General features: G+C 71.0%; 11 protein-coding genes. 2 read left to right on the top strand and 9 right to left on the bottom strand.

Annotated features, from left to right (window positions below):
- Nucleotide 1 precedes the first annotated feature (1 nt).
- From GA0070216_RS23305 to GA0070216_RS23350, 9 genes are all read right to left on the bottom strand, one after another.
- On the bottom strand, nucleotides 2-2,758 hold the full coding sequence (locus GA0070216_RS23305; protein ID WP_091250169.1) for a hypothetical protein: 2,757 nt from the start codon (nucleotides 2,756-2,758) through the stop codon (nucleotides 2-4).
- A gap of 4 nt (nucleotides 2,759-2,762) precedes the next feature.
- Nucleotides 2,763-4,118 (bottom strand): type VII secretion protein EccB, encoded by a 1,356-nt coding sequence (gene eccB, locus GA0070216_RS23310; RefSeq protein WP_091250172.1) that lies wholly within the window; start codon nucleotides 4,116-4,118, stop codon nucleotides 2,763-2,765.
- 5 nt (nucleotides 4,119-4,123) lie between these two features.
- The gene (eccD, locus tag GA0070216_RS23315; protein ID WP_091250176.1) at nucleotides 4,124-5,536 is read right to left on the bottom strand and encodes a type VII secretion integral membrane protein EccD; all 1,413 of its coding nucleotides are present in this window, start codon (nucleotides 5,534-5,536) and stop codon (nucleotides 4,124-4,126) included.
- Between the two features lie 13 nt (nucleotides 5,537-5,549).
- Nucleotides 5,550-9,506 carry a type VII secretion protein EccCa gene (eccCa, locus tag GA0070216_RS23320; RefSeq protein ID WP_091250179.1) on the bottom strand — a complete coding sequence of 1,319 codons (3,957 nt, stop codon included), beginning with the start codon at nucleotides 9,504-9,506 and terminating at the stop codon, nucleotides 5,550-5,552.
- Between the two features lie 19 nt (nucleotides 9,507-9,525).
- Nucleotides 9,526-9,909 carry a hypothetical protein gene (locus GA0070216_RS23325; RefSeq protein WP_141723164.1) on the bottom strand — a complete coding sequence of 128 codons (384 nt, stop codon included), beginning with the start codon at nucleotides 9,907-9,909 and terminating at the stop codon, nucleotides 9,526-9,528.
- Entirely contained in the window at nucleotides 9,884-12,547 is a 2,664-nt protein-coding gene (locus tag GA0070216_RS34680; RefSeq protein ID WP_176739097.1) for a serine/threonine-protein kinase, read from the bottom strand. The genes GA0070216_RS23325 and GA0070216_RS34680 overlap by 26 nt, the downstream gene beginning before the upstream one ends.
- Nucleotides 12,548-12,700: 153 nt before the next feature.
- Nucleotides 12,701-13,621: a hypothetical protein gene (locus GA0070216_RS23340; protein ID WP_091250189.1), complete on the bottom strand. Its 921-nt coding sequence runs from the start codon at nucleotides 13,619-13,621 to the stop codon at nucleotides 12,701-12,703.
- A gap of 97 nt (nucleotides 13,622-13,718) precedes the next feature.
- A complete protein-coding gene (locus GA0070216_RS23345) occupies nucleotides 13,719-14,021 on the bottom strand; it encodes a WXG100 family type VII secretion target (RefSeq protein WP_091250193.1) in 303 nt (100 codons plus the stop codon).
- Between the two features lie 45 nt (nucleotides 14,022-14,066).
- On the bottom strand, nucleotides 14,067-14,387 hold the full coding sequence (locus GA0070216_RS23350) for a WXG100 family type VII secretion target (RefSeq protein ID WP_091250196.1): 321 nt from the start codon (nucleotides 14,385-14,387) through the stop codon (nucleotides 14,067-14,069).
- A gap of 308 nt (nucleotides 14,388-14,695) precedes the next feature.
- Here GA0070216_RS23350 and GA0070216_RS23355 point away from each other — a divergent pair, with 308 nt between their 5' ends.
- Together GA0070216_RS23355 and GA0070216_RS23360 are read left to right on the top strand one after the other, a co-directional pair.
- The gene (locus GA0070216_RS23355; protein WP_091250198.1) at nucleotides 14,696-15,115 is read left to right on the top strand and encodes a YbaB/EbfC family nucleoid-associated protein; all 420 of its coding nucleotides are present in this window, start codon (nucleotides 14,696-14,698) and stop codon (nucleotides 15,113-15,115) included.
- Nucleotides 15,112-16,116: a WXG100 family type VII secretion target gene (locus GA0070216_RS23360; RefSeq protein ID WP_091250200.1), complete on the top strand. Its 1,005-nt coding sequence runs from the start codon at nucleotides 15,112-15,114 to the stop codon at nucleotides 16,114-16,116. The genes GA0070216_RS23355 and GA0070216_RS23360 overlap by 4 nt, the downstream gene beginning before the upstream one ends.

Here is a 16,116-nt window from a genome sequence, read left to right on the forward strand (position 1 = left end):
GTCACCCCTTCTTCCCGACCGGCGGGCGGACGAGGCCGGGTAGCACGCCGAAGCGACCGACCGAGGCGGCGCCGATCCGGTGGCGGCCCGCGGTGCCGGCCCACCGGTCGAGGCTGCGGTGCAGCGACGCGACGGCCAACTCGTCGAGGGAGAGCCGGTTCTGGTCGATCCGACCGTCGTCGTCGATCTCGTTGGCGCCGATCTCGCGGAGCGCGATGATGCCGCGGCGGTCACCGTCCGGCTCCGCCAGCTCCAGGATCTTGAAGTGGGTGCCGGGCAGGAACACCACCCGGTCGTCGACGCGCTCGTCGCCCTCGGGCTCCAGCAGAGCGGTGCGGCGGGCGGTCATCGACCAGATCAGCACGTCGGTGTCGCCGTCCTGGCCGGCACAGGGCGCGGTCAGCATGGTGACGAAGCTCCAGTCGGTGACCAGCCGTCGGCCCTGGTACAGGTGCCACTCGCCGGGGCTCGGTGTGGTGCGTACGACGGTGCTCCCCCGGAAGGAGGGCAGCCGGGAGAGGCCGGAGACCGCGCACCGGGCCAGTGGCACATGCGGACCGTTCGCACCCGAACGCAGACCGGCGTCGATGCCGGCCCCCCGGCGGGTCAGGAACAGACGGATCGCCACCGAGTCGACGAGGACGTCGTCGGCGGTGCTGCCGCCACCGGCGTTCATGCCCGGATGTTCCGACATGATCCGGGAGACCGAGCTGGCCATGGCATCGAAGTCCTGGCTCAGTGAGCGGCGTAGCCAGGCCCGCTCCTCTGCCGGCACCCGGCTGCCCGGCAGGGCGGAGGCATCCGGCGACGCCACCGGTTGCACCCGGACACCGGACGGGTCGGTTCCCGGTGCCGGTCGAGCCGGCCCCGGCGCGACCGGCGCGGCGGGTGGGGTTGTCGGGTCGGTGGTCGCGTCGACCGCTGGCACCGGTCCCGCCCGGCGCGGCGACTCCGTGCCGCCGGGGTCGTCGATCGACGACTCCGTGGGAATCTCCACCGGCGCGGGCGGCGGCACCGGATCAGCCCCCGCCACCGGCGGCGCAACCGGCGGCGCAACCGGCGGCGCAGCCGGCGCAGCCACCGCCACCTGCGCAGCAGCGGGCGCGACGGCCACCGCAGCCGGCGGCACCGGATCCGGGCCAGCAGCCGCAGCCGGCGGCTCGGGCCGCGGGTCGACGGGGACGGGAATGGCGATGCCGAGGAACGCGGAGCGGGTCGCCGGCACCGGGACGACGGAGGGCGTGGCGGCGGCCGGCGGTGGGGCGGCGGCCGGCGGTGGGGCGGGTGCCGCGGCGATCGCCGGTCGCACCGGATCAGGGACCTCCGCCGCCGGCTGGATCGCCACCGACATCGACACCGGCGGCGGAATGCCGATCACCGAGGCCACCCCGACCGGGGCCCTTCGCGGTACGACCACCGTGGGCTCGCCCCGTTCCACCTCGGGTCGCGGCTGCGCGGGGCCGGCCAGGTTCGCCTGCGCGCGGCCGTCCGGCTTCTGCCCCGGCACCAGGACCGACGCGGGAAAGAGCGTGCTGGTCTGCCCCACGCTCGCGTCGACCCGCGCGGCCAGGTCCTCGGCCAGCTCCCGCATCCGGGCGGACCGGCCCTGGACAGTGTCGTCGAAGATCATGGTGCCGCCCTCGGGGTCGAGCGGTGTCGACCGGACCCGTTCCGCGTTGCCCGGCTCGTCGGCCGGGCGGACCCAGAGTCCCGCCTCGATCACCTCGACCACCGCGTCGGGGGCGTACCAGTACACCCGTGGCGAGATCTCCTCGGTCCACTTCAGCGGAGCGCGATGGCTGAGCAGGCGGGGACGACGGGCCCGCGAGTGGGGATGCGCCCGTGGGGAGTAGCCGAGTTCCTGGGCGAACGGCGGCCAACCGAGGACGCCGTCGGCGCGTACGGTCCGGATCTCGAACTTGCCCGGCGCGCCGATCGGGACCCCGGGGTAACAGACGACGTTGGTGCCGAGCAGGTCCGCCAGGGCCTGACCGAACGACTCGCCCTCGGGTATGCGGATGTCGCCGTACTGCACGAAGCGGGCCCGAAGCTGGCTCTCCGGGTCCAGACCGCGCCAGAAGCGGACCACGTCGTCGAGGGAGAGCGCGGCGGTGCCCGGGCAGCCGAGCAGGACGGTCATCGTCTCCGACTGGCACGGCACGTCGGCGACGAGGCGGCCACGGTGCTCGGTGACGACCTCCGGCAGGCGTACGTCGTGGATCCAGACCCCACCCGGCAGCGGCTCGATCTCCCCGGTCGAACTGCAGGCCCGACTGTCGGTGGCGGCGGTGTCCCACACCGGCGTCGGGTAGCGCTTGGCGTCCCAGGCCGGTGGTTTTCCGGGCCGGAACCGCACCCAGCCGCTACCCGGCTTCGAGTGCACGAAGAGCGCACCGGCCGAGCCTCGGACCAGGTCGCCGTCGGGGGCGATGACGGTTCGGCTCAGCCGTTCCGAGAGCCACTGCCCGGCCATCGCGGCCGTGTGGTGCTGCTGTCCACAGGCCACCAGCCGGATACCTCGACGGCGACGCGGCAGCACCGCGGCCATCGACTCCCACGAGCCGATCGGCATACCGTCGCCGAGGTCCAGCACCACCACGTCGTTGTCGGTGTCGGCGACGACAGAGAGCGCCAGCGACTGTGCCTCGCCGCTGATCTCGTCCCGGTGGTGCAGGACGAGCGCGTTGCCGACGGTGTGCTGGACCACGTCGCCGGACTCGCTCCGTCCGCCGCGCAGCAGATCTCGGATGGATGCCATGACGCTACCCCCTAGCAAGTCCGTTGACGGCCGTACGACTGAGCACCGGGCCCTGCGGCAGGGCCGCCAGCAGGTCCCTCGGGAATGGGACAGCCGCCGCCGCGTGGAGTTTGAGCGCGGAGACGGTGTCGGCATCGGCCAGCGGGTAGGCGATCCCCTGGTCCGAGATCAGCGCCACCTCGGTACTGACCTTCGCCGTGGGCACCGGCCGCACGGTCAGGCCCGACCCCGCCTTGGCCAGCACGGTCGTCGTGCCGTTGTCGTGGACCCCGGAGGAGCGCCGGTCGCTGACGACGATCTCGCTGCTGACCGAGTCCTCGCCGGAGGGCCGCTGCCGCAGGCAGAGCACCCGGTCGTCGGAGTCCCGCCACTGGAATCCGGTCAGGTCCGGCAGCCGGTCGACGAGCGTCCGGTCACCGGAACGGGGGGCCCGGGCGACGGCGGCGGCGTCCAGAGTCACCGGCGTACCGCCGTCGCGGACCGCCGCGAGGGTGAACTCCATCCGGCTGACCGGCGCCAGCCCGTCGCTGCGGAGCACGAAGAGCTGTTCCGCTCCGGCCGCCGGTCGCTGCCGGAACAGCGTGCCCACCGGGTAGGAGCGACCGTCGAGGGGTGGGCCGGGGTCGCCCGCGTCGGGGAGTTCCGCCGGGCCGAGCAGGACGCCGGTCGGCACCCGGGCCAGCCAGGCGGCCGGCGCGGCGACCACCCGCGCGTTGGCGGCACCCAGCGCGACCAGCACCGAATCGTCGGCCAGCGGGAACTTGTCGTGCCCGGCGAGCAGGTACGTGACGCCGTCGGGGCCGCCGACCACCGCGAAGGTGCGGTCGTCCAGCGGTGCGGCGGCGGCCTGCGGATCGAGGTTCACGCCGAACCCCGGGCCGGGCCGGTCCACCACCGAGCCCGGCAGGCAGACCAGCCAGGGGCCGGTCACCAGGGCGTTCGCGGCGGGGATGGCCTGCGGCGCGTCGGCGATGCCGATCTCCGGGCCCCGCGGCAGGTCCTTGATCGAGCTGCGGGAGATCAGCTTGACGGTGGCCGACGGGCCCTGCAACAGCATCGCGGAGGTCAGGTTCGGCGTCGGGTAGAGCAGGCCGTCGCGGTAGACGTACCGGGTCCCGCTCTCCTTCTCGACCAGGATCACGCCGGCCTGGCGGTATGCCTTGCTGCCGCCGGGGACGATCCAGCCGTAGACGGCGAATCCCCCGCCGGCCAGCAGGACCAGGATGATTCCGATCAGCAGGCCGGTCAACGCGCGCTGCCCGGGGATCTGCGCGCTCGTCGGGTCTCCCTGGACGAGGGCGGAGCTGAGCCGGCCCATCATGAAGGTGTGGGCGTGCACGTGGTCTCGTTGGGTCTGCATGGTGGCTACCCGAAGAGTCCGCGGGCCCAGGCGTAGATCCCGAGGATCTGCGCCAGGATCGGCAGCACGGCCACCCCGGTGGTGACGTCGAAGAAGGTCGCCGCGTATTCCCAGAACGGCAGCATCCGCCGGGGCCAGGGCCGTAGCGCCGCCAGCACGAGTGGCACCAGCAGCGCGACGAGTGCGCTGAGCAGCACCCATCGCCAGGCTGGCGACATCAGATCGGCGAGCTTCGTGATCACCATGAGGTATCCGACGGTACCGGCGACAACCAGCGCGATCCGCTGCCAGAGGCCGAGGAAGGTACGCGAGCGCAACAGGATTGCACTGGCGACCACCAGGACGAAGCTCCAGCCCGCCCAGCCGGGCACCTGCATCGTGAAGTGGAACAGTGCCGGCAGCACCACCGCCGACGTGGCCATCGCCGCGGTCAGGTAGGTGTCCGCGTCGTCGGTGCGCCGCCGGACCTCGTCGGAGGGGGCGGGCTCGATGTCGTACGACATGTCCTCGCTGGTCTTCGGCAGTTGTGGGCCGCGCAGTCGGGACAGTTTCACCGCCAGCCGGGGAGCCAGCACGATCACGACGAGAAGCGCCAGGATGGCGACGGCGGCGGTCCGCTGCATGGTCATCCCGCTGCCGTCGCGCATCAGCAGCACCAGTGCGGTGACCAGCCCGGTCACGCCGATCCCGAGCAACGGCGGGACCGGCAGGTACGGTGCGAAGGTCCGCTGTGCCAGCAGCAGGACGGCGGCGACGGTCAGGCTGGCGACGGCGGTGGCCAGCACCGCCGCACCGGTCACCGCGATGCGCTCCGGATCACCGTCGACCGCACTGGACGCGGCGACGGCGGCGAAGCCGACCGCACCCCCGGCGAACAGCAACGAGAAGGCGCCGTCGTCCAGCCGACGACCGCAGACCAGCGCCGCGGCCAGCAGTGCGATGCTCAGCACGGACCCGGCGACGACCTGGGGCAGCGCCGGACCGTGTGCGGTGAGTACGACGACGATGGCCCCCATGGCGACGACCGACAGCAGGGCGAACAGGATCCGGCGGTACTCGGGCTGCCAGCGGTCGTTGCGCCGGTTGACCGTGGTGGCGACCCCGTCGGCGAGGTCGTCGAAGTCCAGTTCCGGTAGCGGATCCGCAGCCGGACAGAGGTGGAGCTGCTCACCCTCGAGCCAGTCGAGGCTCTCCGGGGTACCGGCCAGCTCGAAGGGGGCCTGACCGAGGCGCTGTAGTACCCAGGCGGCGCCGTCGGACGCGCCGGGTTCGAGACGTGGGCCGGTGTCGGTGGTCTGCTGCACCAGCAGGGGAAGCAGGGTGGCAACCGTCGTGGTCGCCGGAACCGCCAGGTCGACCCTGCGGGCCGGACCGATCACGGTGATCCGGCAGAGTTCGGCGCTGAGCGTGGCGCTCACCGGTGGTCCCCTCTCATTCGACGTGCCCGGTCTGGATCAACTTGACGCCACGGCGGGTGACCAGTTGGGCGCGTCCGGGCGGCAGTCTGCGGGGCGCCGCCTCGCCCAGGAACCTGCCCTCTTCCTTCGGGTAGGACAGCAGGGTGGCCGGGGTGCTCAGCTCCCACATGCGACGCAGGACCGGGTCCATCATGGCCCGCATCGCGCCCGACGTGCTGCGCGCGACGATCACGTGGAGTCCGATGTAGACGCCCTGGGCCAGCAGCGGAAGGAGCGGGTCGAGGGCGGAGCCCGGCCCGGACCCGCGGGTCATCAGGTCGTAGTCGTCGACGATGACGAACAGCTCCGGGCCCTCCCACCAGTCGCGGCGGCGCATCCGCTCGGAGGAGATCTCCTGACCGGGCACCCGGCGGTTCATCGACACGGAGGTCTGCCCGGCCAACTCGTGGAGCTTGTCGCCGGTGAAACCGAACCCGACCTGGTAGTCGGTGGTGATGGCGGTGTCGAGGTCGCGGCGGGAGTCACCGAGGACGACCTTGGCCTGCTCCGGGGTGTAGTGCCGCTGGATGGCCCGCAGGACCAGCCGGAGCATGTTCGACTTGCCGGTCTCGTTGTCGCCGAAGACCAGCAGGTGCGGGGTGACCATGAAGTCGTGCCAGACCGGGGCCAGTCGTTGCTCGTCGCGACCGATGCAGACCTTGAAGGCCGGTTCCGGCACCGGCAGGCTCGCCACGGGCAGCTGGGTGGGGAGCATCCGCACCCCCGGTGCCGCCGGACCGGTCCAGAACGTGCTGATCTCCTCGACCGTGGACTTGGTCGCCTCGGCGAGGTCGTCGACCGACGAACTGCCGTCCATCCGCGGCAGCGCACCGAGGAAGTGCAGTCCGCCGCTGGTCAGGCCACGTCCTGGCTGGTTCGGCACGGTGGCGGCCTTGCGTGAGCCCACCTCGGACTCCATCGAGTCGGCCAGGCGCAGCTCCAGCTGGGTGCCGAGCAGGTCGCGCAGCCAGGTCCGCATCTCCGACCACCGGGTCGCGGACACGATCACGTGTACGCCGAACGACAGTCCCCGCGAGGCCAGCTCCTGGAACCGCGTCTCCAGGTCGCTGAAGTCCTGCTTCATCGTGTACCAGCCGTCGATCACCAGGAACACGTGCCCGTACGGGTCGTCGATGTCGCCCCGGGCACGGGCCGCCAGGTAGCTGCTCATCGAGTCGAGGCCACGGTTGGCGAACTCGTACTCGCGACGCTCCATGACCTGCCAGACCTCCTCGATGGTCCGGACCACCCGGTCGCGTTCCATCCGGGTGGCGATGGAGCCGATGTGCGGCAGCCCGGCGATCGAGGCGAGACCGCCGCCACCGAAGTCGAGCCCGTAGAACTGCACCTCACGCGGGGTGTTGGTGAGCGCCAACGCGAGAATCACGCTGCGCAGCAGCGCGGACTTGCCACTCTGTGGCGCACCGGCGATACCGATGTGCCCGTCCGCACCGCCGAGGTCGATCGTGAGCAGTTCGCGCAGTTGTTCGGCGGGGCGGTCGACGATGCCGACCGGCACCCGCAGGCGGCCCTGCGCGCCCGGGTCGTCCACCGTCATGCCACGTAGTGGATCCGGCACGACGCTGGGCAGCAGCGTGTCCAGGCTGGGTGCTGCGGACAGCGGCGGCAGCCACACCTGACGGGCCGGTGGGCCGGCGCCGGCGATCCGGTTGAGCAGCACCTCGACGAGGGTCGGACCGGTGGTGGACTCGGGCTCCTCAGCGGGCTCCTCGACAGGATCGAGGGCCTGGACCCGGCCGGGGTCGTGCCGGGCCGCGACCTGCCCGGCGTGGAACGGGACGACCTCGGCGACGACCCGCTCCTGCTCGTCGTCGTTCCCGCCGTGCAGCCCACTGCCCTTGTACGGTCCGGAGACGTAGGCGGACTTGAACCGGACCAGGTTGCTGGTGTCGATCTTCAGGTATCCGTTGCCGGGTTCGGGCGGCAGTTCGTACGCCTTCCCGACACCGATCACCGACCGGGACTCCATCGACGAGAAGGTCCGCAGGGCGAGGCGGTACGACAGGTGTCCCTCGACCCGGTTGATCCGGCCCTCGTCCAGCCGTTGCGAGGCCAGCAGCAGGTGCACACCGAGGGACCGGCCGAGCCGACCGATCGAGACGAACAGATCCATGAACTCGCCCTTGCTGGACAGCAGCTCACTGAACTCGTCCACGATGATCAGCAGGACGGGGAACGGCACCAGTTGGGCGCCGGCGGCGCGGGCCTTCTCGTAGTCGAAGAGCGACGAGTAGCCGCTGGCCCGCAGCATCTCCTGGCGACGGGTCATCTCCCCGTTGAGCGCGTCCTGCATCCGGTCGACGAGGGGCAGTTCGTCGGCGAGGTTGGTGATCACCGCCGAGGTGTGCGGCAGCTTCTCCATCCCGATGAAGGTCGCGCCGCCCTTGAAGTCGACCAGCACCAGGTTGAGGATCTCGGAGGAGTGGGTGGCGGCCAGCGCGCAGACCAGGGTCCGCAGCAGTTCGCTCTTGCCGGAGCCGGTGGCGCCGATGAGCAGGCCGTGCGGACCCATGCCGCCCTGCGCGGACTCCTTGAGGTCCAACTCGATGACCTCACCCCCCTCGGTGACGCCGATCGGGACGGTGAGGCGGTTGCGTTGGGGTGCGCGGTTGCGCCACAGCGCCGCGACGTCGAAGGAGTGGGCGTCGCGGATGCCGAGCAGCGTGGTCAGCTCGAAGCTGCTCTCCAGCGGCTCCTCGACCACGTCGAGGGTGCCGCTGGTCCGCTTCGGGGCGATGATCCGGGCCAGCGCCTCGCACTCGGCCGCGCCGAGCCCGTCGCGTACCGCAGAACCGGTGGTGTCCCCGGCGGGGAACGTCACCAGCTCCTGGTCCAGGGTCAGCCGCAGCACCTTGGGGCCGCCGGGCATCTGCCCGGTCAGGTCGAGCAGGACCACGTTGCGGATGCCGGCGCCGAGCAGCCGCGAGCTGTCCGGCAGGTCGGCCAGCTGCGCGATGATCACCACGAACGGTTCGCTGGACGAGGGCCGGGCCTCCCGGTCGTGGTCGCCCCGATCGGCGATCTCCATGCCGAGCAGGTCGGTCAGCTCGTCGTGGCTGCCGGCGAACAGCCGGACCGGGCCGGCCGCATCGAACGCGGTCGGGTGGGCGTTGTGTGGCAGCCACTTGATCCAGTCCCACGCGCCGCGGTGCACCTCGGGGGCGAGGACGGCAATCCGCAGTTCGTCCGGCGCGTGCAGGGTGACCAGGGCGGCCACCATGGCCCGGACCAGGTCGATGGCCGCCTCCGCCGCGCCCTCGAACTCGACGCTGGTGAAGCTGCGCAGACCCACCGAGGTCGGCACGGCAGAGACCGTCCGGTACGCCTCGGAGAAACGCCGCAGCGAGATCGAGGCGAGCGGTTCCAGGTCCTCGATCGGCTTGGTCTGCGGGGGAAGGAACCGCAGCATCGCGTTCTGCCGGCCGAGCCCGATCCGGACCCGCCCGAAGTCCTCGTGGCTGGGTCGTCGCTCCCAGAGCCGGCTGCTCATCGCCACCGACCAGAGCCAGTCCGGCTGCGGGTTGTTCCAGATCACCGCCCGGCGCTGTTCCTCGGCCGCGGTCCGGGCCTGTTTGCGCAGTTGGGCGATGTAACGCAGAAAGTCGCGACGTTCGCCGCGCATCTGCCGCTTGCGGTCGGCGGCGGCACGGCCGATCTGCATGACGCCCATCAGCAGCATGCCGGCGGCCATCGCGCCGCCCATCACGTACATCATCGGGGCGCGGCTGTAGAGGCCGAACATCGCCATCATGGCGCCCATGCCGAGGCCCATCGGCACGATCATCGCGAACGAGCGGAAGTCGAGCGGCGCCTCTTCCGCCATCAGCGGCGGTTCCTGCAGCTCGACCTCTCCGTCCGGTGCCTCCGGGCCGGCGGCGCGGGGCGGACGTTTGACGGTGACCGTGCTCATGCCGGCGCTCCATTTCCGCTCATCCGAGCACCCCGGACCCCTCACTGCCGCCGCCCCAGGCCGAGTCGTCCTGGCGCAGCAGCGTGACCGCGTACCGGTCCTTGCGGGGCCGCTCGCCGGCGGGGTACTCGTCCTCATCGTCGGCCGGCTTCGGGCCCCGACGCTTGGCTGCCTCGCGCGCCTCGGCCTCCTCCCGCTCACGGCGGGCCGCCTCGTCCATCTCCCGCTGTTTCTGGCGCACCAACTCAAGTCGCTCGGCGCTGGTGTACTCCGGGCCACCGCACATCATCGGCCGCTCCGGAGTAGTCCGCTCCGGGTTGGCCGGGCCGGTCGACCGGCCCCGTTTCCACGCCTTCAGGGGCGCCGGCTCGAACCCGTCACGCACTGGTCGTCCGATCGGCATCCCCGGGCTCCTCGCCGTGCAACCACCAGGCGTCGCCGGTGTCGTCCCAGTCCGACGTGTCGACGATCTTCTCGACCGGTCGTACGATCGGCACCCGGTCGTCGTCCAGCGGCGGCGCCTCGGCACCGGCCCAGGTGGGTTCCTCCTCGTGGAGCAGTTCTGCGGCGTCCGGCCGACCGGCCCTGGCACGCTCCCCGGCCCTGGTCACGGCCCCGGTTCCAGCCCCAGCCACCGGCACCGGCACCGGCAGGGGCACCGAGTCCGGCACGCCGACGACCGCCGGTGCGGCGGACCAATCCTGCGCGTCCCCCACGACCAGCGCGGCGGCGTCAGGCCGCGGCGGGGCGTCCCGGTCCCGTCCGTCGGCGGCGGGCAGCCCCGGCAGCATCGGCATGACGGGACCAGATCCGGGCGTCGCGGCGCCACGGCCGGTGGGTGGGTCGACCGCAGGGGTGCCGAGGCCGACCCCGCCAGCGGCCGTGCCGGTGGACGACTCGGGACCGATCATCGGGTCGGGGCGGGTGGTCACCCAGTCTGCGGCGTCACCCTCGACCAGGCCGGCGGCGTCCGGACGCTCCGCGGGGTTGCTGCCGGCCGCCCCGGCCCCAGGGGCACCCGGGCTCCCCGGGATGGCCGGCAGGCCGGTGGCCGGCAGGCGCACGGGTCCCTCCCCGAGGCCGGCGCCCCCGGCAGTGGCGCCGCCGGGAGCATCCGGGGCGTCCACCCCGACAGTCGTCGGCGTCCAGTCCCCCAGGTCTCCTTCGACCAGGCCGGATGAGTCCGGCCGCTCCGGCGAAGAGCCGCCACCACCCAGTCCGGAACCAGGGGATCCGGGCATCCCCGGCATCGGCCCCTGACCCGGCACACCCGGCGGCGAGCCACCACCCGGCGAATGGGCACCGGGGGGATCGATCCCGCCCGGCAGTTTCACCCCGCCGGGCAGACCACCACCGCCGGCGGCCGTACCGCCGGGTGCGAACGGGTCACCGATGTCGGAGCCGCCCGGCGTCCAGTCCTCCAGATCCCCTTCGACCAGGCCGGATGAGTCCGGCCGCTCCGGCGACGAGCCGCCACCACCCAGCCCGGAACCAGGGGATCCGGGCATCCCCGGCATCGGCCCCTGACCCGGCACACCCGGCGGCGAGCCACCACCCGGCGAATGGGCGCCGCCAGGCGGGTCGATGCCGCCCGGCGGTTCCACCCCGCCGGGCAGACCACCGCCACCCGGCACACCACCACCGGGGGGCAGACCACCGCCACCGGGCAGGCCACCACCGGGGGGCAGATCCACCCCACCGGGCAGACCGCCCCCGCCCGGCAGACCACCACCGCCAGGCACACCACCACCGGGCGGCAGACCACCGCCGCCAGGAAGACCGCCTCCGGGCAGCTCGACCCCACCTCCACCGGGGACCTGGCCGACCGGGGGCGGCTTTGCCCCGCCGTTGTTGCCGGGGCCCTGGTTGCCGGAGCCCGGAAGGTGCGGAATCGGCGGTGGGACGACCCCGCCGGGCGGCGCACCGCCGCCACCGGGAGTAGTCACCGGCGGGCCGTTGACGGGCGGTGGGACGAGGCCGGGCAGGCCCCCTCCTCCCGGCAGGCCCCCTCCTCCCGGCGGGTCGGCGACGACCGGCGGTTCGACAGCGGACCCGCCTGGACCGTTCACACCCGGCGGGTTGTTGTCGAGGCGGTTGGGCGGGCCGGAAACGGGTGGATCGTCGACGCCCGGCGACCCCGGCAGACCACCCACCGGCGGATCGACGGGCGGACTCGTCGGCGGATCCAGCGGAGGTTCGTGCGGCGGCTGAGTCGGCGGCTCGGTGGGCGGGTCCGTCGGCGGGTCGTAGGGAGGCTGAGTCGGCGGCTCAGTCGGCGGCTCGGTGGGCGGCTCGGTGGGCGGCTCGGTCGGCGGCTCGGTGGGCGGCTCCGTCGGCGGCTCCGTCGGCGGCTCCGTCGGCGGATCGGTCCGCGGCTCGGTCGGCTTGGGCGGGTCCGTCGGCTTGTCGATACCGAGGGTGCCGTCGCCCTCGGGTGAGGTGACCTTCCCGACGGTCGCCGAGTACTGCTCCGCCAGCGTGAGCGCGACCTCCAGCATCTGGTTGGTCATCGGCCGGGCGAACCGGGTGGAGCTGATCGCGACGTTGCCACCGCTCGTCTTGCTGGTGTTGCCGTCGTCGTAGGCGATCTTCGCCCAGGCGACATCGAGGTAGTTCAGTTGTTCCTGCGCCCACTTGAGATAGCTCGCGTCCTTCATCAGCTGATGGGGCAGGGTCGCCGAGGACGGCATTCCCGGCCCGCCGAGCAGCCGCTCCGCCTGGTTGCCCAGGAACTCGCTGAAGTAGTCCATCTTGGCCAGGAACGCCCGCGCCGCCTCGCCCTGCCAGGCCTTGTCCTCACCGGCGATCGCATGGGAGTGCAGGCTGACGAACGTCTCCAGCCAGTGCAGGGTGTTGTACGCCTGCTGGAACGCCGACGCCGCGTCGACCAGGCTCTCGTAGCTGATCAGCGAGTCGGCGTAGGTGTGTCCCGCCTCGCTCTCGATCGCCGACCCGCCGGTGACAGATGCCTTGATCCGCCGCCATCCGGGCGGATCCATCTGCGCCCAGATCTCCAGGTCGTTGAGGGGCTCGGTGGGCACCGTCAACGGAGGGAAGGTGGCCCTGGGGTCCACGGAGCTTCCCCAGGTGTCCGCCGGGCCCGTCTGGGATTCTGGCATGCCTTATCCACCAACCTCTGTACGAGTACGAGAACACTGCCCGGTCCGGAGTCCCCAGGTCCGGCACTGCGAGGACTACTTGGCGCCGCCGTCCGAACCCTTACCGCCGCCGGACTCGCCACCACCGGACTTGCCGCCGCCGCCCTCGGTGCCGACCTGGCCGTAGTCGTCGATGTCGCTGATCTGCCCCCACGGCTTGCCCATGGCCTTGGTGAACTCCTCCTTGGTCATGGCGTTGAACTCCTTGGTCTTCTTTTCGAGGTCCTTGCCGGTACGCAGGTTGTCGTCCTCGGTGTACTCGTAGGAGTCGGCCATCTTGAGCAGGCTCTCGCGTAGCGCGAAGAGCGTCTGGTGGACCTTCACCAGGAGACCCTGGGTGTCCCCGATCAGTCCCGTGTTGGTGCTGCCGTCGCCGCTGATCTTCTGCCGCATGACCTCGGCCCGGGCGAACTTGCCGGGAAGCACGTTCAGCTCGCCGAGCTTGTTGCTGACGTCGAGCATCATGCTGTTGCCCTTGCCGTCCGTACCGACGAGGGCACCGATCGAGTTGGCGAAGTAGCGAATGGCCTCGGTGCTGACCTTCAGCGCACCGTTCTTGTTGTCGCCGCCGGTGTAGACCTTGACGTCCGGGGGGTTGATCTTCCCGTCGATGCCGGAGTAGTCGGTGCCACCGTATTTCTCCCAGGTGACATTCTCCTCCTTGGCGGAGTCCGCCTTGTAATCGTCGACGATCTTGTCCCACTTGTCACGCGGGATCACCTCATCCGTGTACCAGTCGTAGGCGGCCTTCTCCTCGGCGCTGTAGTGGGACCAGTCCACCTTCTGCATCGAGTTGCTGTTACTTTGGATCTCTGCCTGGACCTCGTCAATGACCGCCTGGATCCAGCCCTCCGGGTGTTTACCCGGAAAGCCCCCGATCTCGCCGGCGTTGAACTTGTCCAGAATGCCGGTCTGGTCGATAGCCTCATCGTTGGGATAGCTGTAATCGACGCCCATCTTTGATCAACCTTTGCAGTGCGGCCGACTTCCAGGAAGTGGTGCCGGGCGGCCCGTCGGCTGCCGGGCGGCACCGGCCCGGCAGCCGACCGGCGGGTCAGCCGCCGCGAACGTCGTTCCAGATCCTGGTGTGCCGCTGCTCGGTCGTCCCGTAGTTGTCCGAGATCGCCAGCAGCGTGTTACGCGCCTGATCCAGGTGGACCGTCATCGCGGTGGCGGCTCTCCGCCACTCGATCTTGGCGTCGCGATAGGTGGTCTGCGCGTCACCGCTCCAGTCCTGGAGGCTGCTCTCGACGTTGCGCTCCATCTCGTCGAGCGCATCCGAGATACGCCCGTTGATCCGGCCCATGTCATAGAGGGTGGCGTCTGCCTGGTTGAAGTCGAACCGGTAGTTGGACACCGTCAGGTCCTTTCTCGAGTGCGTTGGTCAGTGACCGGGAAAGGGTCAGACTCCGGGCAGTGCCGACGAGAACGCCTGGGCGGTCTGCGAGGCATCCTCCTCTGCGGCCCGGTAACCGGCGGTCGTTGCTCCCATGACGTCCATCATGCGAAGCAACTGGTTGATGACCGTCTGGAAGGACGCCTCCCAGTTGTCCATCGCGTGGTTGAAGCTGTTGGAGGCGTCACCCCGCCAGCTCGCCTGCAAAGTCCTCATCTCACCGTTGACGGCACGCAGGTGGCCATTGAACTCGCCGGCCTTGCTGGCGAACTCCTTGGCCGCCGCCTCCATACCCGGTTCGGAAGTCTGGACCGTTGGCATGGTCACAGCGGCTCTCCTTTCGTCGTAAGTCGAGGTGACGACGTCGAGTCTCGTGCGCTCGGCGTTCGCCGTACCGAGTGTTCACGGCGACCGGCCGTCTCCGGCAAGGCCGGCGGGGGGCGCATGTCCGAACGACGGGCAACTTTGCCTACTTCACCCCTGTCCGCCGTCCGACGCACCACACGCGAGGCCGTCCGGCAGCCCGTGCGGTAGGGAAGAGGCGCTGCACGTTCGTGCCCGTAAACCGAGGCGGCCCTTTCCGCGTACCCGGTCCCGGCCCTGTACTTGGGCGGCGCAGAAGGGAGCCGGTCGACATGAGCTTCAACGACCGCATGGAGGAGCTGTTCGCGGAGTACGAACGTCAGCGCAACAGCGTGACGGAACTCCAGGAACGGATGAAAGAGGTCAGGGCGTCCGCCACCTCCCCCCGGCGTGAGGTGACGGTCACGGTCGGGCAGAACGGCGTGATCACCGACATCGCCTTCCCGACCAGCGCCTACCGACGGATGACCCCGCTCGCGCTGCAGACCAGCATCATGCAGACCTTCACGGAGGCGAAGGAGCAGGTCATGGTCCAGGCGGCGAACCTGCTGGCACCGTTGTTACCCGAGGGGGTGGACGCGGCCAAGGTGGTCCGGGGCGAGGCCGGTGTCGACATGTTCCTGCCGCCGGAGGGGCCCCGGATCAACAGCAGCTTCCGCGAGATACTCGGCCCCCGACCGGAGCAGCCGTGAGCCGGCCGTCGGGTTCCATCTGGGTCGACCCCGAAGGCGTCATCGAAGCTGGTGACTCGTACGCCAGGCACATCGCCCGCTACGACAGCTACCTTCGCCAGTTGTCCCACCTGCGGACGCAGTACGGCCCCGCGTGGGGCGACGACGACATCGGCAACCAGTTCAAGAAACAGTTCGACCAGACCATCGACGCCATCGAGGACACCATCCGCCGTGTCAAGGGTTCCCTGGAGTACGCGGCCGTCGGCCTCCGGCTCAGCGGCGAGGGGTACCGGCAGGCGGACGAGGAGGCCAACGAGGCCGGTCGTCAGATCAGCTCCGCGTTCGAAGAACTGCCCACCCAGTTCAGGTTGCGGCAGTCCACCGCCGGCGAAGACCCGCCGTTGCACGAGGCTGGTGTCGAAGTCGCTCGGCCGCTGCTCAAGCTGGGGAAAGCGTCATTGGAGGTCGGCGTGACCGTCGCCGGCCGGAACATCGACCCGAAGGCACCGCAGGGGCCCGGCGAACCGATGGAGGCCGCCCGGCTCTTCGCCGGTTCGGTCATCGAGAAGGAGCCAGCCCAACGGCCAGCCCAACGGATAGAGGCCGGCGTGCTCCACGCGGAACCGCTCATCGACAAGGAGCCGGCCCACTACGCGCAGCAGGCCGCGCTGGCGCCGATGGTGCCGGCCATCTCCTCGTTCCGCCACTACGGCACCGCAGGCGTTCTCATCGACGGCGATCCGATTCCCTCGGGTTACCAGTTGCAGACGCTGAGCACCTTCTCCGACGGCACCTCGCGCGCCGATGCCAACTACTACGACTCGATCGTCCCGCTGGGTGTACGGCACCGGGTCACCGGGCCCGACGGCCAGCCCGTCGACTCCGGCGGCGACCAGTTCTTTCTGGTCAAACCCAAGGAGGGACCTGCCCCGGATCCGACCTCATCCGCATACCGTCCACTGCTGATCAGCTTCCGTTCGGACGGCACCGCCGTGCCGCTGCTCACCGATCCCTCCTGA

Origin of the sequence: Micromonospora matsumotoense (assembly GCF_900091525.1) — a bacterium.
Classification (GTDB): Bacteria; Actinomycetota; Actinomycetes; order Mycobacteriales; family Micromonosporaceae; genus Micromonospora; species Micromonospora matsumotoensis.